Genomic DNA, 22,073 nt, shown 5'->3' with positions numbered 1-22,073 from the left:
CGCACCACTTCCACCCGTGACGGCAACGAAGGCTGCGCGCCGGCACGGGTCACGGCTAGCGCGCCAGCGGCATTGCCCCACCGCACGGCTTCGCGAGGTGGCTTGCCTTCGGCCAGCGCAACGCAAAACGCGGCCACAAACGCATCGCCGGCAGCTACCGTATCGACCACTGGCACCTGAAACGCTGGTAGCTGCACCAGTTGATCGGCGCTCATTAGCAGTGCGCCGGCTTCTCCCAGCGTCACTACGACATTCTTTACCCCTTGTTGGCGTAGCTTCGTGATCGCTGCCGCCAGATCAGTTTCACCTTCGGCCAGTGTGTGCAATTCCGGTTGGTTGGGCGCAAGGTAATCGAGTTGGGCCAGCAGCTCAGCCGGTAATGGGCGGGCCGGCGCCGGATTGAGAATGACTTTCACCCCATATTTGCGCGCGAGGCGCGCCGCTGCTATCACCGCCTCCAACGGGCATTCGAGCGGCATCAACAGCGCATCCGCGCCGGCAAAGATGGTTTCGGCTCGCTCCACATCAGCTTCATTTACCTGCATATTGGCCCCCGGCGCCACCACAATCGTGTTTTGTCCGCGTGCGTCGAGCGTGATCAGTGCTACGCCGGTCGGGTGGTTCGGGTCGCGCTGGATGAAGGTCGTGTCAACCCCGTCATTCTGAGCGGCGGCGAGCAACGCCTCGCCAAACGCATCTACCCCGACCCGCCCGATCATGCGCACTCGTGCGCCGAGTCGGGCCGCTGCAACCGCTTGATTTGCCCCTTTGCCCCCCGGAAAGGTTTGAAAATCGCTGCCAATCAGCGTCTCACCGGGTTGCGGGTGGCGCGGCGCGCGCACGACCAGATCCATATTCAGACTACCTACCACAATGATTGTCGGGGTCATTGGCATGCTCCTCCTGATTGGCGCTCGACCAAGCTGGTCGCGACGAGATGGGTGCGCGCTGGCAGGCGATGATCCGCGATCCGCTCAAGGAGAAATTGCACCGCGGCTTCAGCCAGTGCAGTTTTGTCTTGGCGAATGGTGGTGAGCGGCGGATTGGCGTATGAGGCAAGCTCAATATCGTCGAACCCAACTACCGCGCAATCTGCCGGGACGCGCAGACCGGCTTCAGCTAGCGCGCGCAATGCGCCGAGCGCCATCATGTCGTTGCAAACAAATAGCGCCGTGGGCGGTGGGTTGAGGCGCAACAGTTCATATGCGAGCGTGTACCCTGAGTGCGGGTGAAAATCACCGCGCCGAATCAATTGTTCGTCAAGCTCTAGGCCTGCTGCGAGGAGCGCTTGCCGGTACCCGACTACCCGCTCTGCACTGGGCGTCAGGTGCGATGGGCCGGTAATGCAGCCAATCCGGCGATGACCACGACTCAAGAGATACCGGGTGGCTAGCAATCCGCCTTGCAAATTGTCAGTTAGCACCGTGTCAACCTGAAGGCCGGGCAGTTGCCGGTCAACCACGACTACCGGCAGCTCTAACCGCAACAGCTCTTCTAGTGAAGGGCTTTGATCGCCAGTCGCAACAAAGATTAGCCCATCAACTTGCTTCTGGACAAATACATCAACATAGACTTGCTCGCGGGCGAGATCGTTTTCGGTATTGCCGAGAATGACGTTATACCCGGCGCGAAAGGCGGCATCTTCAATCGCGCGCGCGACTTCGGCAAAAAAAGGGTTGGCGCTGTCGGGCAAGATGAGGCCGAGGGTGCGCGTTTCCCCCCGCCGCAGCGAGCGAGCGAGCACGTTAGGTCGGTAATTCAACTCGGCCATCGCTGCCAATACCCGCTCGCGCGTTTCTGGTGCGACAAAGCGGGTGTTGTTGATGATGTGCGAGACCGTTGAGGGTGAGACGCCGGCTCGTAACGCTACTTCGCGGATTGTGGTCATATTTGTTTCGCAATCGTTTGCGCAATCGTTTGCTCGCCAGTATAACTGATCATCGGGCCTGAGTCAATAACTATTTGGGCTGAGCCATTCCTGCGCCTTTAGCGCCCGCTGTGGTCAGAAACCTTTTCGTTCTCCGCGCCCTCTGCGGTCAAAAACCGCCGCGCCCTTCCCCAGTGGGGGAGGGATTGGGGGCATCGTCAATGCTCAGAAGGAGGCAAAGTCGTAGGATGCTCAACGCAACGCCGCAAAGGGCGTAAAGCACGTGGTGGGGACGGACGAGGAGGGGCGAGTGGGGTGCCCTGTTTACCCTCCGCGTCCTTCGCGCCCTCTGCGGTAAAACGCCCGGTACCCTCTGTGGTGAAAAACGGTCGCACGCCGGGCTATGCACCCATCACGCCTTTGCCCGCTCTCGCAACTCCAACAATCGTCCGCTACTAATCTGTTCGAGCTTGCGGGTGAGGCGGTCGCCACCTAGGATGAGTTGTACCAGTGCCTGATGTGGAATCGCAATCAGCTCAAGCGGGGTGATGGCGACGACGCTAGCGATTGGCAAGGTGCCACGCAGCAGCTCCATCTCGCCGAAAAATTCAGCCGGACCTAAGCGAGCCACTAATCGCGCTGGCCCTTTTGGCCCGTGCTCGCTCTCTTCTTGGCGTAGGACTGCCGCTTGACCGTTGACAATGACGTAAAGTTTCCCGCCGGGGCGTCCCTGTCGGATGATAACCTGCCGTGCTGCAACGGTGATGTGCTCGGCAGAACGAGCCAGCTCGCGCAGTCTGGCGCGCGGCACGTCGGCTAGCAGCGGTACCCGTTCGAGCAGCCGCATCCGAGCGAGCAGTTCAGCGCCTTCAGCAGTGTGTGGCGCTGCTTCGCGCAGCATGCGCTGCAGTTCATTCGATGGTAAGTATAGAAGATCGCTTTCAATGCTTGCGCGATACTCGCAGTCGGTTACCTCTTGCCCTTGCAGCTCACCAAAGTAATCGCCGCGGTGAAGCTCACGAACCACTTCTCCATTCCGTTCGAGAATTTCACCCGCTTCAATCACCCAAATCCCACGCGGCGGTTCACCGGCCCGTAGCAAGAGTTCACCAGCAGCTACTCGTTGTGGTATAAACGCCGCTGCTAGCTCGTGCAACTCTTGGTCGTCGCAGGTGGTAAACAACTCAATTTGGCGGAGCAAGCGCACGCGGGCTTCACGGGCATCACCAAACGCGCGCGAAATGTCGTGTGCCCATGGCATTTGTGCCAGACAATGCCGATCGAGCGCTTCACGCTCTGGCCACGGCAGTGCATCATACGCTGCCAGCAAGGCACGCTGGGTAAACGTGCGTCCGGCAAGTTGTTCAAGGGTTGCCACGGCGTAGCGCAAGATTTCGGCGTAACGCGCTGCTTGAACATTGAGCGGGAGCGCTAGTACGGTCGGGCTGATCCGTACCTGATCGCGGTCAAAGGTAATTTCCCAGTTGGCAGTGGCTGCGAGCACGTCCATCCGATTATCGAGGGCTCTGGTGCGTTGGGTGCCGTAATTCCCGCGTAATAAGCGATATAGCCCGATGTACATATGGCGAAAGGCATCCTGTAAGCGCACGGTTTCACCTAGGGCAGGTTGCAAGGGCCAATTCAGCCCACTGAGGCTGATTCCGCGCAAGGTTACAAGGTGCGTTGCCCACGCTGCTGCCCATAGTCCGGCTGCCAATACGAGAAGTGTGAGCGTGAGCGGCGTGTTGCGCCATGTGGGTAACAGTTCGAGCAAATAACTGCTAATCTGGGCGAGAATGCCGAACCAGAGCAATAACCAGCTCCAAAAGAGCCGGGCATCGCGCAGACTGATGAGCAGCGGCAAGAGCAACGCCTGCCCGATCACGCCGCTGTAGATCGGGACAGCGGCGATCAAGGCCCACAACGGGCTATATTCGGGGTGCGCTACGCGGATGATCTCGGCGGCAATGGCGCCAGCAGGAAAGGCAAGGGTGAGTAGGAGGGCGCTCGCGATCAATGCACTGCTGCGCTGTTGGTGGAGATCAACATCGAGCAGAGCAACAAAACCGGCGAAGAGTAACAGTGCGTAGCCAACGATTTCTATGCCCGACCAGAGGCGTGCCGCATCGGGTGCGATGAGATACCCAGCTTGTGCAATCAATTCGATGACACTGATGATCAAGAAGCTCGCTAATGCCCGCCCGATCCATGCGCCTTCATAATCGCGTTGCAAGTACCACTGTGCAATCACTGCTGCTACCCACAGCGCCGTTAGCAATACGCCGGTTTCTAAGCTTAGGCCGAAGCGGAGTGGCAACAAACTCACGGCAAGTGCCAACATTCCGAATGCGCTAGCAACAATTACCGGATTCCGTGCATACCCCCGTCGCGCTAACCACGTCGCGGTAGCTTTGACTAGGCCCCAACCGGCCAGTGCTATCCCGATCATCAATGGGGCAATGACCAGTCCGAAGAGCCCAATAGCGAGCAGTTGCCCAATCCAGCCGCCTGACCAGAGTTCGCTCGCCATACTTGCAAATTGGCGTTGCCAGAAGAGTGTTGCCATCACAATTGCAATGCCGGTATAGGTCGCGCTCAACAGACCGTATCCGGCAAAGATCCGCTCTTCACGGTTCAGTGTCGTACCGGCGCGCAGCTTTTGCCAAAATGGGCCGCCGATAAAGGCGAGCGCCCGGTTGCGTAGATTCGGCAAGCGTAAGGCGTCAACCAGAATGAAATAGCCATCGAGTTCGAGCAGCGGGTTGAAGTTAAATAGTGCGGTCAGATACGAAGCCGTGGCAATCCGGCGCATCCACAGGCCGCCCATGGTGTCTGGCGCGGCCCATGCGATGATCGCGGCAATCGATCCGATCAACAAATCGCAGAGCGGGCCAGCTAGCGATACCAGAATGCGGGCATAGCGCGGCGCAAGCCAAATGTCACTCGTATCGACAAATGCCGCCGGCATGCCGAAATAGAGCATAATCCCTGCTCGCGGCACATGCCGGCCAAAGTGTTTCACCGCCAAGCCGTGGGCGATTTCGTGCAAGGTGAGCGTGATGAACAGCGCGATGCCCAACATCAGAAAGTCGAGCGCAAACTGTTCGCCGCTGATGAGGTCGCTGCCGCTCACGCCCGGCAAAAAGTAGCAGATCACGCCGATCACGGTGATGATACCGAGCAACCCGGCAAAGAAGCGATTGAAGAGCCAGCGCCCAACCCAGCGGTAAAGTGTGTCAAACAGCGTATCGGCGCCGCTAAATGAAAAACTGCGTCCATGAGTAAGGCTAAGGAGGCGTTGGCCCAAGCCCTCTGCTGTCCGCTGTTCGAGTTGGGTGCGCAGACGCCGGTAGATGCCGGTTGGCGTGTCGCTTAGAAATCCCTGCGCGCGCAGCGTCTCGACCAAGCCGGCGATGGGCAGCAATTGCTTGAAACGCAGAAAGCCCATCGTCGCTAGTTGGGCAATAGTGCGGCTACCGTCCATCGCTTGCCAAATCTCGCGCTCGGCAGCGCTCAGGCGCAGGTAATGCCCGCTCGGACTGCGCAACACCGTCACTTGCTGGCCGCCTTCGTTGAGCGTCTCTTCGATCACCCCCTCGATCCGCTGGGGCCGGTATTGGGCCGGGTCGGCGCGCTGGCGCAACATACTCCATACGCCGCCTTCGCCGTCCGGCTGATTAGCTAGCCGGCGTTGCAGGTTTTGGTAGAGGACGCCACGCTGGTTGATCTGAGCGGTTGCCTGCTCTGCCAGCTCAGTCCAGAAGCGATGTTGCGGGCGTAAGATTTGTGCCATGCCGGTGCGAGGAATTTCTACGTGCGAATCAGCTCTTTATTGTGATGAACGTCCAATCTGTGTTGTCTTTACATCATAAGAGGGAAGCCGTGATTTGCCAAACCTATTTTGTCCGTTTGTCCTTGCGCGAGCGCCGAGCGCCCGAAGCAAGCTCCTGCTCGCGCGACAGGATTGGCTGAGCGGGTGAGTTCAATCCGCGCCGGGGATTGCTTCGCCGCCTCTGGCGGCTCGCAATGCCGTCCTCACCTATCCTTTTGCGCGAGCGCGGAGCGCTCGAAGCAATCTCCCGCTTCAGAGGGATCGATCGGCTGACACAGGGCAAAGGGGACACGGACGCCACTGATCAGGACAGATGTACAGGTTTGGAAAGGCGCGGGGCGTATCTCTCACAGCACGCTTCTGCTTCAGCGGTGGCAATCCCTGCTATGGAGTACGGCAGTCTAACTACCACACTCCATACTTGTGCGTAGCGCGGTTTCTTACGCTTGCAGCAGGGGGGCCGGGAGGGCCATAACCCTACCCTTTCACCCTCACCCTCGTCTTCGCGCTCGCTGGGGCGGGTACGAGACGCTGCTGCGTTCCGCTTGAGCAATGTCGTGGTTGCCCACCACGCAGTCCCCCTCTCCCGCTGTCAAGAGGGAGCGGTGGCCGGGGGTAGGTCATCAGCCCGCGCAGCGGGCTTCGGCGTGGAAGTTCAGGGTCGGGTTCTCTTCTCAACGGAGCGCAGGCTATGGCTCGCTAACAACAGGTTGCGGGCATGCACCCTCTCTGCTGCTCTGCATAACTCATAACCCAGCATTGACAGGCTTGCTGAACATGGTACGATGCTAGTATGAGCACTAAACGCATTGTCATTACCGGAGCGACTGGCTTAATCGGTCGCAAATTGGTCGCCGAACTCCGCAACGATTACGAACTGGTCATCTTTAGCCGCGATCCGGCACGTGCCCGTTCTGCACTGCCCGGCGCTGCTGAATACGTGGCATGGCAACCTGCTGAGCAGGGGCCGTGGTTTGCCAACATCAACGGTGCTTGGGGTGTTATCCATTTGGCCGGTGCGCCGATTTCGTCGGGTCTGCTCGGTATGCGTTGGACACCCCAGTACAAGGCCGAGATCCTCAATAGTCGTGTGATCGGCACACGCGGGATCGTCAATGCGATGGCCGCGGCGCAGCAGCGTCCTACCGTGTTTGTCAGTGCCTCGGCAGTCGGCTACTACGGCTTTTATCGCGATAGTACCCCGCTCGACGAGAGTGCGCCAGCAGGGCGTGATTTTCTGGCGCAGGTGTGTGTGGCGTGGGAAGCCGAAGCGGCTAAGGCCGAGGCGTTGGGAGTGCGCACCGTTATGATCCGCACCGGTTTGGTGCTAGATCCAAATTCAGGTGCGTTACCGCAGATTATGCTCCCGTTTAAGCTCCTCATTGGCGGCCCGATTTTGCCCGGCACGCAGGTCTATCCGTGGATCCATCCGGCTGACGAGGTTGGCTTGATCCGTTTTGCACTTGAAAATGAGCGCGTGCGCGGGCCGCTTAATGCTGCTGCGCCGAATGCGCTGGCCAATCGCGATTTTGCCGCCGTGCTCGGTAAAGTGCTCGGTTCGCCGTCATGGTTGCCGGTGCCTGAGTTTAGCCTGCGCCTCGCCCTCGGCGAGATGGCCGATCTGGTGGTCAATGGCCAAAACGCTGTGCCGCGCAAGGCGCTTGATCTTGGCTATCAGTTCCAATTTCCTACCCTCGAACCGGCCTTGCGCGATCTGCTGAATATACCGCATTGAGATTGTAATGCACAGACAATCGAGGGGTGTCTGTGCGTTATAGCGGACATCCCGATCGAATCTCATCAACTTCTTACATGCTTCTAACCCAAGATTAAAATCGGCGCACCATGATACCCTCAGCGATGGCGATGGGTGTCGCCTGAAGCAGAGGAGGTTTCATTATGAATGTCAATCGGTTGGCATTGATCTTTGTCTTTTTGCTTGGCATCTTTATCGGTGTCGCCGGTAGCGGCGCGGCTGGCGGTGTCGTTGGATACCTCGTCTCGCGCCAAACCGTCGCGCAGGTCTCGGCGACGGTGACCTCTTTGCGGAATCAACCGGTCGTGGCGACAACCAACAGCGCCGCTGCGCCCACCCAATCTCCGGCAGTATCTGATACAGTGGTCGTCAGTCTGTCGGATGCAATGGTTGAAGCGGTGAAGCGGGTCGCTCCAGCAGTGGTGACGGTGACTGTCGAGAGTAGTACCGGTCGTGGGAGTGGCAGTGGCGTAATCATTAGCAATGATGGGTACATCATTACCAACAACCACGTCGTCGAGGGTGGTCGTCGCTACTTTATTCTCTTTGCTGATGGTACGCGCCGGCAAGCTACGTTAGTTGGCACCGACTCGCTCAACGACATTGCAGTGCTGAAGGTTGACGGTGAAGTGCCCGGTGTGGCGGTGATTGGCGATTCGGCAGCGTTACAACCCGGTGAGACGGTGCTAGCGATTGGTAGCCCGCTCGGTAATTTCCGCAATACGGTCACTGCTGGCGTGGTCAGCGCGCTCAACCGTTCGGTCCCCGGTAGTGGGATGGAGGGGTTGATCCAGACCGACGCTGCTATCAATAGTGGCAATAGTGGTGGCCCGCTTATTAATCTCAAGGGTGAAGTCGTTGGTATCAATACCTTGGTTGTGCGCAACGATTTTGGCTTCGGCACAAGTGCGCCGGTAGAAGGTTTAGGCTTTGCTGTGCCGAGCAGCATCTTCTCGAATGTGGCCGATCAGATCATCCGTACCGGTCAAGTGCGCTATCCGTTCCTCGGCATTACCTATCTGATGATTGACGGTGAAGTGGCGGCGCAGTACAATTTGCCGGTGCAGAACGGTGCATTTATCAATCCCGGAATCAATGGTCAATCGGCTGTACTGCCCAACACGGCCGCTGCACAAGCTGGCTTACGCGAGGGTGATATTATTACTGCCGTGAACGGCCAACGCCTCGATGCCAATACCTCGCTGCGCCAATTGCTACTGCAATATCGCCCCGGCGATACGGTCGAATTGACCATCCTGCGCGACGGCCAAGAACAGAATGTGACGGTAACGTTGGGCGAACGACCGAGTAATCTGCGGTAAAATCCTTTTGGAGCCGCCCGGCGGTGCGGCTCCAACCCAATGCCGTCACCGGTTATCATGCATCGGTATGGCAACCGGTTTACTGCCCCCATCCCGCTCGCCGCAACCGGGCAACAAATTCGCTCAACAGCAGGGCGGTCGCTCCCCATACCTTGTACCCGTTGAGGGCAAAAAACGGCACCCGCATCCGGGTACCGCTCCGTTCCCAAATCTCCTCACGTACTGTCGCCAGATCAAACAGCGCAACGAGCGGTACCGTAAACACGCTCTCGACCTCTTCCGGGTCGTGGTTCGGCTCAAACGAGGTTGAGTACGCGCCCACGATTGGCGTCAGGTAGTTGTTGCTCGGCGGGATGTAGAAAGTGGTGAGCGCGCCAAGCACTTCCACCCGCCCCGGATCAACCCCAATCTCTTCGTGCGCCTCGCGCAGCGCCGCGCCGGTAGCGCCGCCGTCGCCGGGATCGATCCCGCCTCCCGGCAACGAGACCTCGCCGCGATGGGTGGTGACGCGGCTCGAACGCACCGTTAACGGCAAGTACAATTGATCGTCGTGTGGAAAGAGGAGCAGCAACGCCGCCGATTGGCGTGGCGTGACTCCCGGTGGCGGCGTAAATGGCCGCAACGGTGCGCCATCAAGCCGACGCAATACCAGCATCTCTTCGAGCGATGGCTGCGGCCCAGCCAGCGCCTGCCGGATCAATTCAATCTGTGTGCGCCAATGCATAACGCTCTCCATCGTCGGAATGATTGTTCTCTATTGTACTGCGTTCTTTCCCTTCGCTCACTCTCCGCTTGCCGTCTCTGCCCTTCTCCGCTACAATCCAACCATCAGCACCAGTATTTCCCACGAGGAGGCGCGCGTGTACAACTTGCAAGAACAGATTCAGGCCGACCACGACTACTTAATTCATCCGCTGGCCCATCCAACTGCACACCAGAACCCCAAAATCTGGGTGGCCGGACGCGGGTCGATCATCATTGATGCCGAAGGACGCGAATACATCGATGGTCTCAGTGGGCTGTGGAATGTCAATGTCGGCCACGGGCGCGAAGAGCTGGCTGAAGCCGCCTGTGCGCAGATGAAGCAGTTGGCGTACTACTCATCGTATGTCGGTTCCACCAATCTACCCGCTATTCAGTTGGGGCAGAAACTGAGCCAACTCTTCTATCCGAGCATCAATCACTTTTTCTTTACCTCTGGCGGCGCCGAGAGCACCGAAAGTTCGTTTAAGACGGCGCGCTTCTACTGGAAAGCGGTTGGTAAGCCCGAAAAGGTTAAGTTCATTTCACGTATGAAGGGGTACCACGGGGTAACAATGGCGGCTATGAGTGCCACCGGCTTGCCGGCCTACTGGCCCATGTTCGAGCCGCGCGTGCCCGGTTTCATTCATATCGAGTCGCCGTATCCGTACCGTTTCGTGAATCCAACCCCGCATCTTAGCGATGGCGTTGCTGCTGCTAATCTGCTCGAAGAGGCAATTCTGCGCGAAGGCCCAGAGACGGTCGCTGCCTTTATTGCCGAGCCGGTGCAAGGCGCTGGTGGCGTTATTCCGCCCCAAGACGACTATTTCCAGCGGATTCGCGAGATTTGTGATTACTACGAGGTGCTCTTGATTAGCGACGAGGTGATTACCGGTTTTGGTCGTACCGGGCGTTGGTTTGGGCTTGAGCACTATGGCATCGAACCTGACATTGCCCAGTTCGCCAAGGGGATTACATCGGGCTATATCCCGCTCGGCGGTATTGGCGTCAGCGATCGGATCTACGAAGTCATCGAGTCGGTTCCGCCTGAGAAGCGTTGGATGCACGCCTTCACCTATTCAGGGCACCCGACCGCCTGCGCAGTGGCGTTGGCCAATATCGCCATTATCGAGCGCGAAGGGTTGGTGCAGCGCGCCGCCGAAGTAGGCGATTATATGCAGCGTCGGCTGCAAGAGCTGTACGCACTGCCGCACGTGGGTAATGTGCGCGGCAAGGGAATGATGGCTGGTGTTGAATTAGTGGCCGATACCGCCACCAAAGAACCCTTCCCGGCCAGCGCCAACGTCGGCGCGCGGGTGCAGAAAGAGATGACCGCGCGCGGCCTCTTTACGCGCGTGGTGGGCGATACTATTTGTCTCGCTCCGCCATTGGTCACGACCTACGAGCAGATCGATCAGATCGTTGCCATTATTGCTGATGCAATTGAAGCAACAGTCAAACAATAATTGATGCCGCTCTGCCCTTCTCTTGGGGCAGAGCACTGTAACTCTCCACGGTAAATGAACGCCACACGGTATACGGCTGCGGCCTCGTGACGCGCAGCCGTGTGTTATTGACACCGACCTCTACGCTGGCGCTATCACCCAATTGTCAATTAACCGTACTTCGCCAAACCGTACTGCTAGTGACAGTAATGCCCCTTCCGGCCCAATCTGATCCAGCTCACGTAGTGTCAGTGGGTGCGCCACACTCACATACTCCGGCTTCGCCAATGGTTCAGCCGCCAGCACCTCGCGCATCAGTGCGCGCAACGCCTCACCGCTGCGTTCACCAGCCTCATACCGTTCAGCAGCGGCCCGTAAGGCGCGGTAGAGCACCGGCGCCGCAGCGCGTTGCGTAGGGTTGAGGTACACATTCCGGCTGCTCAGCGCCAACCCATCCGGCTCACGCACTGTCGGGACGATCACGATCTCAACCGGAATATTGAGGTCTCGCACCATTCGGCGGATCACAACTGTCTGTTGGGCATCTTTTTGGCCAAAATAACTCTTCGTCGGCTGCACGATATTGAAAAGCTTGCACACGACGGTGGCCACGCCGCGAAAATGACCGGGCCGAGCCGCGCCTTCCAACACCTCATCGGCTGTTGGTTGAATCACATAGGTGCCGAAGTCGGGCGGATACATCTCTTCGACCGGTGGTATAAAGACGAGATCAACGCCAGCTTCGGCAAGCATTGCCAGATCGCGCTCGGTATCGCGCGGGTAACGGGCAAAATCTTCGTGAGGGCCAAATTGCGTTGGGTTGACAAAAATGCTAACCGCGACCGCTGGGCACTCGGCGCGCGCTCGTTCGACGAGTGCAAGATGGCCTTGATGGAGATAGCCCATCGTAGGGACAAAGCCTAATTCGCCAAAGGCCGCGCGCGCGCGGCGAACGTCGGCAATTGTAGCGAGAACGTTCATACCTGTTCCTCAGTGACCTCGATCAACGTTGATCGGAAAACTCGTAACTCTTTTCGTTACTCTGATGGCTCAGTAGGATTAAGACTGGCCAGCGCTGCCGCTAATTCATTGGGGTCCATCCGACTGCTGTGCTCTGGGCCGGGGAATGTGCCGCTACGCACATCGTTGGCGTATTGCACCAGCGCTTCGCCGATGATCGTAGCTAGATCGGCGTAACGACGGGCATGACGCGGCAGAAAATCGCTGTACAAGCCAAGCATATCGTGCCAGACCTGCACCTGTCCACTGCAACCGGCGCCGGCACCAATGCCGATAGTGGGAATGCGTAGTCGTTCAGTGATTGCTTGCGCGAGTTCGGCGGGCACCAGTTCGAGTACAATCGCAAAGGCGCCGGCTTCTTGCACGGCGAGCGCGTCGGCTAGCAACTGTTGTGCTTCGGCGGCGCGTTTGCCTTGCACCCGTAACCCAATTTGGTTGACCGCTTGCGGGGTAAAACCAATGTGCCCCATCACTGGAATTCCTAAATGCACAAGTCGAGCGATCGTTGGTGCAATATGCATGCCACCTTCAAGCTTCACCGCTTGGGCGCCAGCCTCTTGCAACATACGTCCGGCGCTGATTACGGCCTGTTCAGGCGATGCATACGTCAAAAACGGGAGATCGCCGATCACCAGCGCCTTGCGCGCACCGCGCACAACGGCGCGGGTGTGATGCAGCATCTCATCGAGTGTTACCGGTACCGTCGATTCGTGACCTAGTACCACCATCCCTAGCGAATCGCCGACTAAAATCATAGGAATGCCAGCGCGATCGGCAATCTGCGCCGAAGTATAGTCATACGCGGTCACCATCGGGATCCGCTCGCCGCGATCGTGCATCTGCTGAATATCACGAATGGTTGTGCGCATTGCCGGCTCCTCTTGCTAGTCATTCATTGCCGGTCATTCCGGCATGCCCGATTGTAGCACGGAATAGTGAAGAGGGCGGTAGCGAGTGCAGGGTCAGAACAGTGTTTGGTGACAGTGCAGGGTTAAACCATAATGATACTATGTTTAAATATGGTATAAGTGTGTATGATTTGTTCCATGGTGCTATTTTTGTTACTTGCGTGATCGGGCTGGTCTCTAAAGTCCATACAACTTTTCATGAATCAAACTAATGAGGTGATTTTCACAGTGCTTGGTTGTTTATTCTTTAAAAATTGTTAACAATTTTTATAGTTATTTAGTGCCTAGTTCTCTAAATGTTTGACGTACCAGAAGAGGTGGCATAAAATGTAGTGACATCGCTTGACCATAGAGCCAATGCTATGCAGAGACATTCCACGATGGATATCCCCCCCGCTTTGGTCCCGTATGCTCGTCGGATTGCGCTCCGTGATCTGGAACTCTTCTATTACGATGCCGGCGTTACCGAAAACCCGATCCTCTTCCTGATCCACGGTTTAGGTGATGAAGCTGATACGTGGCGTGCGGTTATTCCGTTGCTTGCCCAATCTTATCGGGTGATTGCGCCCGATCTCCCCGGTTTTGGCCGCAGTTTCGGTCCTAAGGGCGGTTACAGTCTGACTTTCTTTGCCCGTGCCATGGCCGAATTTATCACCACGCTCGGTTTACAGCAGGTAACCCTCGTCGGCCATTCACTGGGGGCAATGATCGCCCAGCGTCTGAGCATTGGCTTACCTCGGCTCATCCAACAACAAATTCTGATCAGCGGCTGTTTGCCAATCAAACGCCAATTTCCGCCCCGCCGGCTGTGGCCGCTCTTGCTACCGGGGGTGGGCGAGTTGATGTTGGCCGGCCTCCAACGCTCGCGCGAGCTAGCCTTCCAAAGCTTGCGCCCGTTTTACTATCATTTGTACGAATTACCAGTGCGCGAGCGACGATTTTTGCGCCAGCGGGTGTGGGTACGGCTGCACCAAAAGCGCCAACGCCGGGCAACCCTCTCGGCGCTGCGCTGGTTAGCAGTTGATACTCTCTTCCGCTCCCATCAATATCTCGATTTGGTGAGCGAATGTCCTACGCCTACTATTCTCATGAGCGGTGAACACGATCTGATCGTCGATGGCGAAAGCATCGAAGCAATGGCGGTTGTGCTGGAGGGTCGAGGACAATACATTCATCTTGAGCGATGTGGTCATATGCCGCAGCAGGAACAGCCCACGCTCATTTGTGAGTTGATCGCCGAGCTCGTTCCTGCTAGGCGCGATGGTGAACCTAATTGGCGCAACGAACATTCTGATGGCTAGGCAACGCTACGAGGAGGCGGGGTGTTCGCTGGTCTCTAGCATACGTGCCCGCACAAGCGAGGCGGTAATAGATACTACTATAATGGTTGCGACAACGCCGAGTGACACCCCAGTAGGAATCTTCCAGCTCACCCCAATCAGTGCTGCACTAAGATCGGGCAAGAGCATCTTGATGCCCACAAAAGCCAATACAACTGACAGCCCCAGTTTGAGGTAATGGAACAGATGGACAACGCCGGCCAACACAAAGTACAGCGCGCGCAACCCTAGAATAGCGCAAACGTTCGATGTATAGACGATGAACGGGTCTTGCGTCACCGCAAAGATGGCTGGAATAGAGTCGATGGCGAAGATGAGGTCGGTTGTTTCCACCATCACGAGGACGAGTAACAATGGTGTTGCCATCAGGACACCGTTCTGGCGCGTGAAAAACTTCTGACCATCGTAACGGTCGCTAATTGGCATAAAGCGGCGGAAGAGCCGAACGACTGGGTTTTTCTCTGGCTCGATCTGTTCGTCTTGGGCTGTTGCCATACGGATGCCGGTAAAGATCAGGAACGCACCGAAGATCCAGATAATCCAGTGGAATTGCTTGATCAGCGCCGCACCGGCCAAAATCATCGTGCCGCGCATGATCAGCGCGCCGAGAATGCCCCAGAAGAGCACCCGGTGCTGATATTTCGCTGGTACCGCAAAGTATGAGAAGATTAGCACGAAGACAAAGATGTTATCAACGCTCAACGCTTTTTCAATCAGATAACCGGTTAGGAAGGCAAGCCCGGCATCACTCGCGCTGAGCGAGCTGTTTGGCATAATCGTATCCCAAAAGAGATACAAGCCGAGATTAAAGAGCAAGGCCAATGAAATCCAAACGACGCTCCAGATAGCTGCTTCACGCAGTGAAACTTCGTGCGCTTCCCGGTGAAAGACGCCTAAATCAATTGCTAGCAGGGCCAATACAAAGAGGTTGAACCCGATCCAGACCCACAGTGCGTCGAACATGGCTGATTGCTCCCGACAATGTGATATGCTCATCACAATAAAAAGGCGAGCCGATCGCAGCTCACCACTGCGTCGGTCTCGCCAGTCTGGTCAACCAGTACTTGATGCAACCGGGAATGTCCGAATTCCGTCTTGACGATTGCATCGACCCGCATCTATGCGGGCGGCTACTCCCCAACAGTTCGCACTATAGCGTATTTTTGCCATTTCTGATAGGGGAAAATTTCCCGCCCACGCTACGGGTAGGCGGTAGCCATAATGGCGAAGAACCGCCCTCGCCGAGCGCGTTCTTTACCGATATACTAAACAATTGTGTATATTGCTTTAGGAATGAACAATGGACATGCTGTATGGATGTGATCACGATCGGGTTGCTCGTTGGCGGTCTCACGCTCCTCACGGTTGGCGGCGAGTTATTGGTGCGCGGATCAAGCCAGTTGGCAGCGTTGGCCCGTATCTCACCGCTGGTGATTGGGTTGACAGTCGTGTCGTTTGGCACTAGTTCGCCTGAACTGGCGGTGAGCATTCAAGCCGGGTTGGCCGGCAAGAGCGATATTGCGGTCGGCAATGTGGTGGGCAGCAACATTTTCAACATTCTCTTCATTCTCGGCGCATGTGCGGTGATTAGCCCGTTGATCGTGGCGGTGCAGCTCATCCGGCGTGAAGTGCCGTTTATGATTGCCGTCTCGCTGTTGCTGGCCGGTTTAGCACTCGATGGGAGGATCGGCCGGCTGGACGGAGTACTCTTGTTTGGTTTACTGATAGGGTATATTGTTTGGTCGATATACGCTAGTCGCAAAGAAGGAGTTGAAGTGCAGGCTGAATATGAGCAAGAGTTTGGGCCAACAATGCTACCGAATCGGAGTGGAACAAAAGTTTGGTTTGGTTCTATTGGTTTCATTGTGATCGGCTTAGGCTTGTTGGCCCTCGGCTCACACTGGTTAGTTGAGGGGGCAGTCGTGTTAGCACGTGCTTTTGGCGTGAGCGATGTCATTATTGGTCTGACCATCGTAGCGGCTGGAACGTCGTTGCCAGAAGTAGTGGCTTCGATCATTGCTACGCTTAAGCAAGAGCGCGATATTGCCATCGGAAATGCTATCGGCAGCAATATCTTTAACATTCTCGGCATTCTTGGTATCGCAGCCTTGGTCACCCCTAACGGATTAACGGTTGTTCCTGCACTGAGTACCTTTGATATACCGGTGATGATCGCGGTTGCGTTTGCCGCACTCCCCATTTTTGTGAGCAGACTCAGCATCAATCGCTGGGAAGGGTTGCTCTTCTTAGGGTATTACGTAGCGTACACTGCGTATCTGATTTTGGCTGCGACCCACCACGATGCCCTACCAGCTTTTAGCAGCGTGATGGCGCTGTTCGTGTTGCCGATAACTGCACTGACGTTGTTGGTATTGATGGTCAACGCGGTACGCCGCCGCGATTGGGTGGCGTCACATCCGTCATTACGGTAATACCACCAATACCCCCTGTTGGGCTTCGTGGCCGGGAATACGGCAATAAAACCGGTATTCGCCCGGGGCCGGCGCGCGGAAGGCGAGAATCGCATCAACTCCCGGATCAGCCGAAACAGTACGGTCACCAGCAGGTAATTCGATAGTCAAGCTATGCGCAACTTGACCACGATTGCGTAGGCGCAGAAAAATCTGTTCACCAGTGTGAGCTTCTACCCGATCGGGATCGAAGCGCATTTCAGTGGCGATGATCTCAATTGAGCGCTCGCGCAGCGGTTCACCGCAGGCACTGAGCATTGCTAGTACGAGGAGGATCGCTCCGACAACGAACAACATTCGATGAGCGAGAAGTCGGGTAACCATATTCATAGGCTTGTGACTACAGATAGAGAGTACAGCGACTGCATCATTATCACTGTACCAGAAATATGCTAAGTGATGGCAGTCGTCGCGCATTGTGACAGCTTCTCTATTTTCGGGTACAATGGCAGCAAACCCAGAGTATTGTGGAATGTTAAACCTGTGAATGCAAGCCACGCAACCCTGTCTATCATCAGATAATAAGGCTGGCTTGCTATATAGCTTTGTCGCCGTACTGATAGTGGTAGGTCTCATCTGCAAGTGTCAGTTATTACTACGCACGTTTAGCTGTTGATCGAGGGAAGCATGCTCTATCCACTTGTGTTGATTGCGCTAGCGGCTGCGCCATTTGCGTTGGTGGCGCGCTTTGCCGGTCGTGACCGGATTGCGTGGGGGCTGGCCCTCATTCCGTTGGCGATCTTTGGCTTGACGTTGGCGCAGGCCGGGTCAGTGTGGGAAGGCGGTCAAGTTGTTGAACGGATTGCGTGGGTGCCGGCCCTTGGGCTTGATCTGAGTTTTACCCTCGATGGGTTGAGCCTGCTCTTTGCACTGATCATTACCGGCATTGGTACGTTGATTGTCGGTTATGCCGGTCACTATCTCGCCACTGATAACGGTCTTGGCCGGTTTCTGGCCTACATGATGCTGTTTATGGGCGCGATGCTCGGTCTGGTACTGGCCGGTAACGTGCTGACCATGTTCGTCTTTTGGGAATTGACCTCGGTCACGTCGTATTTGCTAATCGGCTACAAGCACGATTATGCCGATGCGCGGCGTGGCGCATTGCATTCGTTGCTCGTAACCGCAGGTGGCGGGCTGGCGCTGTTAGTTGGCTTGTTGCTACTGGGGCAGGCAGCAGGTAGTTACGAGTTGAGCGATATTCTGGCTGCCGGTGATGTCTTACGCGCGCATGCGCTATACCCGGCGGCAGTTGTCTTAATTTTGCTCGGTTGTTTCACCAAATCAGCTCAAATTCCGTTCCACTTTTGGTTACCGGGAGCGATGCAAGCTCCCACCCCGGCTAGCGCCTTTCTGCACTCGGCGACAATGGTCAAGGCCGGCGTCTATCTGATGGCGCGGCTCAGCCCGGCGCTGGGCGGCACGGCGCTGTGGGATGTGACGCTGGCCGTGGTTGGCGGTGCGACGATGACGTTTGCCGCGATTGTGGCTATGCGCCAATTTGATCTCAAGGCGATGCTAGCCTACACCACCATCAGTATGCTCGGCGCGCTGACGATGCAGATTGGGCTGGGCGGTAAGTATGGCGCCGAAGGGGTAGCGACCAACATTTTGGCGCACGCGCTGTACAAGTCGGCCCTGTTTATGTTGGCCGGCGTGATCGATCACGAGTGTGGTACCCGCGATCTGCGCCGGTTGGGCGGGTTGCGCGCCTATATGCCGCGGACAATGGTCATTACCGCGCTCGCTCTGCTCTCATTTGGCGGCATTCCGGTGATGTTTGGTTTTGTGGCTAAGGAGCTGATGCTGGAAGCAGCATTAGAGACGGAACTTGGTGCGATGTTGAGCACGCTGGCGGTTGCTGCGATTGCTGTCACGGCAGGGGCCTATTTGATAACTGGTTGGCGGTTATTCAGCAATACCTTCCTTGGCCAGCGTAGTGTGGCGGCGATGCAGCAGCATATTACCGACCCAACGCCGGGTATGCTGATCGGCCCCGGCGTGCCGGCAGTGCTGTCGCTGATCATCCCGTTGGCCTTCCTCGGGCCGATCAGCAGCTTGATCGGGCCAGCGAGCGCGGCGATCTATGGCAAGCCGCTTGAGGTTAAATTGGCCCTCTGGCATGGAGTCAATACGGCGCTGCTCGTGAGTCTCGGCGCGATTGCGGCAGGTGCAGTCTTGGCTCGCTTTGGCGAGCAGTTGGCCAATCTGCGCGGGTGGCCGGCATGGATGCGTGGCGATATGATCTTCGACCGCTTGATCGAACGCACACTGACCGGTGCGACTACCCTGACCCGCACGATCCAAGAAGGCCGGTTACGCCGGTACATTTTGCTGACGGCACTGGCACTGCTGGTTTTTGTTGGAGTGCCGTTTGTCGGCTTTGGGATTAGTTCAATCCGATTTGACCTCGATCCGCAGTTGCAGTTCTACGAAATATTGGCCGCAGCACTTATTCCGGTTGGCGTCATTGCAACCATCAACGCACGCACACGATTAGGCGCAATTATTGCGGTTAGCGTGGTTGGGGCAATGGTGGCGTTGCTGTTCGTGCTCTTCTCGGCGCCCGATCTTTCATTGACGCAGTTGCTGATCGAAGTGCTGTCAACCGTGTTTCTCTTGCTCGTCTTCTCGGTCTTGCCGGTGCGCTTTGAGAATTTCTCGGCTGCATGGGTGCGACGGCGTGATGCGATCATTGCGACGGCGATGGGGTTCTTGATGGGCGGCCTCGTGTTGGCTACCGCAACGAATGATGCGTTTGCGCCCTTGGCTCCCTTCTTCCTCGAAAATAGCCTTGAAAAGGGTAAAGGCGCGAATGTGGTCAACGTCATTTTGGTTGACTTCCGCGGATTTGATACCTTGGGCGAGATTACAGTTTTGTTCATCGCTTTGCTAGGCATTTATGGCTTGCTCCGTTTACGACAGGGGAAAGACAATGTTGCACCGGAACGAGTTACCACCACCGAACCGGCTGCCGAGCCGGTCGACACCAAGAGATAGCGCGCTGTACGACTCGCTCATTCTGCGCACCGTCAGCCGGCTGATGATGCCGCTGCTGTTGCTGCTCTCGATCTATATGCTGCTGCGCGGGCACAATCTGCCCGGTGGCGGATTTATCGGTGGGTTGCTGGCAGCAAGCGCGATCATTCTGCAAATGGTCGCGTTTGGCCCTAAAACGGCCCGGCGTATTTTGCCGGTCAATTATCTGCTATTGGCAGCGTTTGGCGTTTTCTTCGGCGCGATCTGGGGTCTGCCGGCAATGGTTGCCGGCCTGCCGTATATGCAAGCCTTCTGGCTGCCCGAACCGATCCCCGGCGTGGGTAAACTTGGCACGCCAGTATTGTTTGATATCGGCGTCTACTTGACCGTCATTGGAGTGACGACCAAAATCGCGCTGTTACTGGTAGAGGAACCGATCCTCTTCCCATTACCGGCCATGAAACCATCGCCGGTAGAGACGGAGGATGGCGTATGATCATTCTGCTCGCAATTGCGATTGGCGCGCTCTTTGGTGGTGCGACCTATCTGGTGTTGCGTCGCTCGGTAGTGAAATTGATCCTCGGGTTGATCTTGCTAAGCCATGGCGTCAACTTACTCATTTTTACTATGGGTGATGGTGTGCGCCGTGGCGCGCCGCCGTTGATCGATGCGAGCGGCCAACCACCTGCCGGTGTTGCTGATCCGTTAGTGCAGGCGTTGATCTTGACGGCGATTGTGATTAGCTTTGGGTTTACTGCGTTTGTGTTGGCACTGGCCTATCGCTCGAATCAGGCCGCAGGCAGCGACGATCTGGATGATCTCTCGACGACCGACCGGCTATAACGTTTGCATAGGAATATAGATATGGTCTTTCATCTCTTTATTCCGATCATTACGCCAATGATCGGGGGCGCATTAGCCGTGTTGTTCAACCAGCAGCGTCTTGTGGCGCGAGCAATTGCGTTGATCAGTGTGCTGATCAATTTGGGGTATGGTCTGTGGTTGATGAGCGTTGTGCCGGCAACCGGGCCGTTAGTAGCGCAAGCATCGGGTTGGTTTGCGCCGTTCGGTATCTCGCTGGTGGTCGATGGTATGAGCGCGCTGATGGTGATGTTGGCAGCCTTGCTCATGCTGACGACGATTATCTATAGCTTCTATTCGATTGACGAACAACGGGAAGATCACTTTTATTACCCGCTGTTGCTGCTCTTGCTCCTTGGAGTCAGCGGTGCCTTTCTCACCGGTGATCTCTTCAACTTGTATGTCTGGTTTGAAGTGTTGCTGGTGGCATCATTTGGCTTGATTACGCTTGGCGGCAGCCGCGATCAGCTTGAAGGCGGCCTTAAATATGTGGTGCTCAATTTGCTTGGCAGCACCGCTTTTCTCGCCGGCTGCGGCTTGGTGTACGGGTTTGCCGGTACGCTCAATATGGCTCATATCGCCGAGCGGATGGCAACATTAGCGAATCCCGGCTTGCAGACGGTGTTGGCCGGAATCCTGCTGTTTGCCTTTGGCAGTAAAGCCGCGATTGTACCGCTCTTCTTTTGGCTGCCTTCTAGCTACCACACACCACCGGTCGCCGTCACCGCTATCTTTAGCGGGTTAATGACGAAGGTGGGGGTGTACGCGCTTTACCGGACGTTTGGGCTGCTGTTTCAGAATGAATTGGCTACGTATGGGCCGTGGATCCTCTTGCTCGCCGGTTTGACGATGGTGATCGGGGTGTTGGGAGCGGTGGCACAGATGAACGTGCGCCGTATCCTCAGTTTTCACATTATCAGCCAGATTGGCTATAGCGTGATGGGATTGGGATTGGCGAGCGCCGCCGGTTTGGCCGCCGGTTTAGTCTTTACCGCGCATGTGATGATCGTCAAGATGGCGCTGTTCTTTATTGGTGGTGCAGCCGAGCAGATTTACGGCACCGGCGATCTGAAGAAGATGGGAGGTTTGGCCCGTCGCGAACCCCTGTTGGCCTTGTTTTGGTTCCTTGGCATCCTGTCGCTGGCCGGTATCCCGCCGCTCAGCGGATTTATCGGCAAGCTGATCCTCTTACAGGTAGGCGTCAGTCAGCAAGCGTATCTGATCACCGCAGTGGCTGCTGGTACCAGTATTTTGACCTTCTTCTCGATGCTCAAAATCTGGAATGAGGTCTTCTGGAAGAAGTCTTACGACGATGTCAATCGCTTGCCGCGAGTACCGTTTGGCCTGTTGGCGCCGGGAGCGGCGCTGGTTATCCTTAGCGTGGCGCTCGGCTTATTGGCTGGACCGTTGGTTGACTACAACGCGATAGCCGGCCAACAGGCGTTTGACCGCAACGTCTACATTACCGCGGTCTGTGGCGCCGATGGTTGCGAAGCGGTATATCGGGCGGCGCTGAAGTAAAGGGGGGTGT

Annotated in this window: 17 protein-coding genes; 9 read left to right on the top strand and 8 right to left on the bottom strand. The window is 56.7% G+C overall.

The window, feature by feature from the left end; translation table 11 throughout:
- The 3 genes from rbsK to Q1A59_RS04910 all read right to left on the bottom strand — a co-directional run.
- Nucleotides 1-890: ribokinase (gene rbsK, locus Q1A59_RS04920; RefSeq protein ID WP_298482019.1), on the bottom strand; the 890-nt coding region annotated here is incomplete at its 3' end.
- Nucleotides 887-1,888, bottom strand: a complete 1,002-nt coding sequence (locus Q1A59_RS04915; protein WP_298406559.1) for a LacI family DNA-binding transcriptional regulator — start codon at nucleotides 1,886-1,888, stop codon at nucleotides 887-889. The genes rbsK and Q1A59_RS04915, both read right to left, overlap by 4 nt.
- 391 nt (nucleotides 1,889-2,279) lie before the next feature.
- Nucleotides 2,280-5,660, bottom strand: coding sequence for a cyclic nucleotide-binding domain-containing protein (locus tag Q1A59_RS04910; protein WP_298482021.1), 3,381 nt, complete (start codon nucleotides 5,658-5,660; stop codon nucleotides 2,280-2,282).
- 832 nt (nucleotides 5,661-6,492) lie between these two features.
- On the opposite strand from Q1A59_RS04910, the gene Q1A59_RS04905 reads away from it, so the two are divergent.
- Nucleotides 6,493-7,434 (top strand): TIGR01777 family oxidoreductase, encoded by a 942-nt coding sequence (locus tag Q1A59_RS04905; RefSeq protein WP_298406563.1) that lies wholly within the window; start codon nucleotides 6,493-6,495, stop codon nucleotides 7,432-7,434.
- Between the two features lie 164 nt (nucleotides 7,435-7,598).
- Nucleotides 7,599-8,777 carry a S1C family serine protease gene (locus tag Q1A59_RS04900; RefSeq protein WP_299644141.1) on the top strand — a complete coding sequence of 393 codons (1,179 nt, stop codon included), beginning with the start codon at nucleotides 7,599-7,601 and terminating at the stop codon, nucleotides 8,775-8,777.
- 79 nt (nucleotides 8,778-8,856) lie between these two features.
- Here Q1A59_RS04900 and Q1A59_RS04895 read toward each other — a convergent pair whose 3' ends face one another.
- A complete protein-coding gene (locus tag Q1A59_RS04895) occupies nucleotides 8,857-9,501 on the bottom strand; it encodes a CoA pyrophosphatase (protein WP_298406567.1) in 645 nt (214 codons plus the stop codon).
- 136 nt (nucleotides 9,502-9,637) lie between these two features.
- Between Q1A59_RS04895 and Q1A59_RS04890 the strand changes: the two genes are divergently transcribed.
- Nucleotides 9,638-10,984 carry an aspartate aminotransferase family protein gene (locus Q1A59_RS04890; protein WP_298406569.1) on the top strand — a complete coding sequence of 449 codons (1,347 nt, stop codon included), beginning with the start codon at nucleotides 9,638-9,640 and terminating at the stop codon, nucleotides 10,982-10,984.
- 120 nt (nucleotides 10,985-11,104) lie between these two features.
- Here Q1A59_RS04890 and panC read toward each other — a convergent pair whose 3' ends face one another.
- Together panC and panB are read right to left on the bottom strand one after the other, a co-directional pair.
- On the bottom strand, nucleotides 11,105-11,944 hold the full coding sequence (gene panC / locus Q1A59_RS04885) for a pantoate--beta-alanine ligase (RefSeq protein ID WP_298406571.1): 840 nt from the start codon (nucleotides 11,942-11,944) through the stop codon (nucleotides 11,105-11,107).
- Nucleotides 11,945-12,000: 56 nt separating this feature from the next.
- Nucleotides 12,001-12,852: a 3-methyl-2-oxobutanoate hydroxymethyltransferase gene (panB, locus tag Q1A59_RS04880; protein WP_298406573.1), complete on the bottom strand. Its 852-nt coding sequence runs from the start codon at nucleotides 12,850-12,852 to the stop codon at nucleotides 12,001-12,003.
- Nucleotides 12,853-13,253: 401 nt separating this feature from the next.
- On the opposite strand from panB, the gene Q1A59_RS04875 reads away from it, so the two are divergent.
- On the top strand, nucleotides 13,254-14,192 hold the full coding sequence (locus Q1A59_RS04875) for an alpha/beta fold hydrolase (protein ID WP_298482024.1): 939 nt from the start codon (nucleotides 13,254-13,256) through the stop codon (nucleotides 14,190-14,192).
- A gap of 6 nt (nucleotides 14,193-14,198) precedes the next feature.
- On the opposite strand, the gene Q1A59_RS04870 is transcribed toward Q1A59_RS04875, so the two are convergent.
- On the bottom strand, nucleotides 14,199-15,194 hold the full coding sequence (locus tag Q1A59_RS04870) for a TerC family protein (protein ID WP_298406577.1): 996 nt from the start codon (nucleotides 15,192-15,194) through the stop codon (nucleotides 14,199-14,201).
- Between the two features lie 350 nt (nucleotides 15,195-15,544).
- Here Q1A59_RS04870 and Q1A59_RS04865 point away from each other — a divergent pair, with 350 nt between their 5' ends.
- Nucleotides 15,545-16,663, top strand: a complete 1,119-nt coding sequence (locus Q1A59_RS04865) for a calcium/sodium antiporter (protein ID WP_298406579.1) — start codon at nucleotides 15,545-15,547, stop codon at nucleotides 16,661-16,663.
- Here the strand turns inward: Q1A59_RS04865 and Q1A59_RS04860 are convergent.
- Nucleotides 16,655-17,026 carry a cupredoxin domain-containing protein gene (locus tag Q1A59_RS04860; RefSeq protein ID WP_298406581.1) on the bottom strand — a complete coding sequence of 124 codons (372 nt, stop codon included), beginning with the start codon at nucleotides 17,024-17,026 and terminating at the stop codon, nucleotides 16,655-16,657. The genes Q1A59_RS04865 and Q1A59_RS04860 overlap by 9 nt on opposite strands.
- A gap of 303 nt (nucleotides 17,027-17,329) precedes the next feature.
- Here Q1A59_RS04860 and mbhE point away from each other — a divergent pair, with 303 nt between their 5' ends.
- From mbhE to Q1A59_RS04840, 4 genes are read left to right on the top strand one after another with little or no spacing between them, the layout of a single operon-like run.
- Nucleotides 17,330-19,702, top strand: a complete 2,373-nt coding sequence (gene mbhE, locus Q1A59_RS04855) for a hydrogen gas-evolving membrane-bound hydrogenase subunit E (protein ID WP_298406583.1) — start codon at nucleotides 17,330-17,332, stop codon at nucleotides 19,700-19,702.
- The gene (locus tag Q1A59_RS04850; RefSeq protein WP_298406585.1) at nucleotides 19,638-20,177 is read left to right on the top strand and encodes a Na+/H+ antiporter subunit B; all 540 of its coding nucleotides are present in this window, start codon (nucleotides 19,638-19,640) and stop codon (nucleotides 20,175-20,177) included. Before mbhE ends, Q1A59_RS04850 begins: the two co-directional genes overlap by 65 nt.
- The gene (locus Q1A59_RS04845; protein ID WP_298406587.1) at nucleotides 20,174-20,524 is read left to right on the top strand and encodes a Na+/H+ antiporter subunit C; all 351 of its coding nucleotides are present in this window, start codon (nucleotides 20,174-20,176) and stop codon (nucleotides 20,522-20,524) included. The genes Q1A59_RS04850 and Q1A59_RS04845 overlap by 4 nt, the downstream gene beginning before the upstream one ends.
- Nucleotides 20,525-20,545: 21 nt before the next feature.
- Nucleotides 20,546-22,063 (top strand): proton-conducting transporter membrane subunit, encoded by a 1,518-nt coding sequence (locus Q1A59_RS04840; RefSeq protein ID WP_298406589.1) that lies wholly within the window; start codon nucleotides 20,546-20,548, stop codon nucleotides 22,061-22,063.
- Nucleotides 22,064-22,073 lie beyond the last annotated feature (10 nt).

Origin of the sequence: uncultured Chloroflexus sp., from assembly GCF_937951745.1 — a bacterium.
GTDB lineage: Bacteria > Chloroflexota > Chloroflexia > Chloroflexales > Chloroflexaceae > Chloroflexus.
The sequence above is the reverse complement of the archived record's forward strand: the minus strand, read 5'-3'. Positions and strand labels throughout refer to the sequence as shown.

Coding starts and splice junctions, on each gene's coding strand:
- Q1A59_RS04915 (WP_298406559.1), bottom strand. CDS start 1,888: ATGACCACAATCCGCGAAGTAGCGTTACGAGCCGGCGTCTCACCCTCA.
- Q1A59_RS04910 (WP_298482021.1), bottom strand. CDS start 5,660: ATGGCACAAATCTTACGCCCGCAACATCGCTTCTGGACTGAGCTGGCA.
- Q1A59_RS04905 (WP_298406563.1), top strand. CDS start 6,493: ATGAGCACTAAACGCATTGTCATTACCGGAGCGACTGGCTTAATCGGT.
- Q1A59_RS04900 (WP_299644141.1), top strand. CDS start 7,599: ATGAATGTCAATCGGTTGGCATTGATCTTTGTCTTTTTGCTTGGCATC.
- Q1A59_RS04895 (WP_298406567.1), bottom strand. CDS start 9,501: ATGCATTGGCGCACACAGATTGAATTGATCCGGCAGGCGCTGGCTGGG.
- panC (WP_298406571.1), bottom strand. CDS start 11,944: ATGAACGTTCTCGCTACAATTGCCGACGTTCGCCGCGCGCGCGCGGCC.
- panB (WP_298406573.1), bottom strand. CDS start 12,852: ATGCGCACAACCATTCGTGATATTCAGCAGATGCACGATCGCGGCGAG.
- Q1A59_RS04875 (WP_298482024.1), top strand. CDS start 13,254: ATGCAGAGACATTCCACGATGGATATCCCCCCCGCTTTGGTCCCGTAT.
- Q1A59_RS04870 (WP_298406577.1), bottom strand. CDS start 15,194: ATGTTCGACGCACTGTGGGTCTGGATCGGGTTCAACCTCTTTGTATTG.
- Q1A59_RS04865 (WP_298406579.1), top strand. CDS start 15,545: ATGGATGTGATCACGATCGGGTTGCTCGTTGGCGGTCTCACGCTCCTC.
- Q1A59_RS04860 (WP_298406581.1), bottom strand. CDS start 17,026: ATGGTTACCCGACTTCTCGCTCATCGAATGTTGTTCGTTGTCGGAGCG.
- mbhE (WP_298406583.1), top strand. CDS start 17,330: ATGCTCTATCCACTTGTGTTGATTGCGCTAGCGGCTGCGCCATTTGCG.
- Q1A59_RS04850 (WP_298406585.1), top strand. CDS start 19,638: ATGTTGCACCGGAACGAGTTACCACCACCGAACCGGCTGCCGAGCCGG.
- Q1A59_RS04845 (WP_298406587.1), top strand. CDS start 20,174: ATGATCATTCTGCTCGCAATTGCGATTGGCGCGCTCTTTGGTGGTGCG.
- Q1A59_RS04840 (WP_298406589.1), top strand. CDS start 20,546: ATGGTCTTTCATCTCTTTATTCCGATCATTACGCCAATGATCGGGGGC.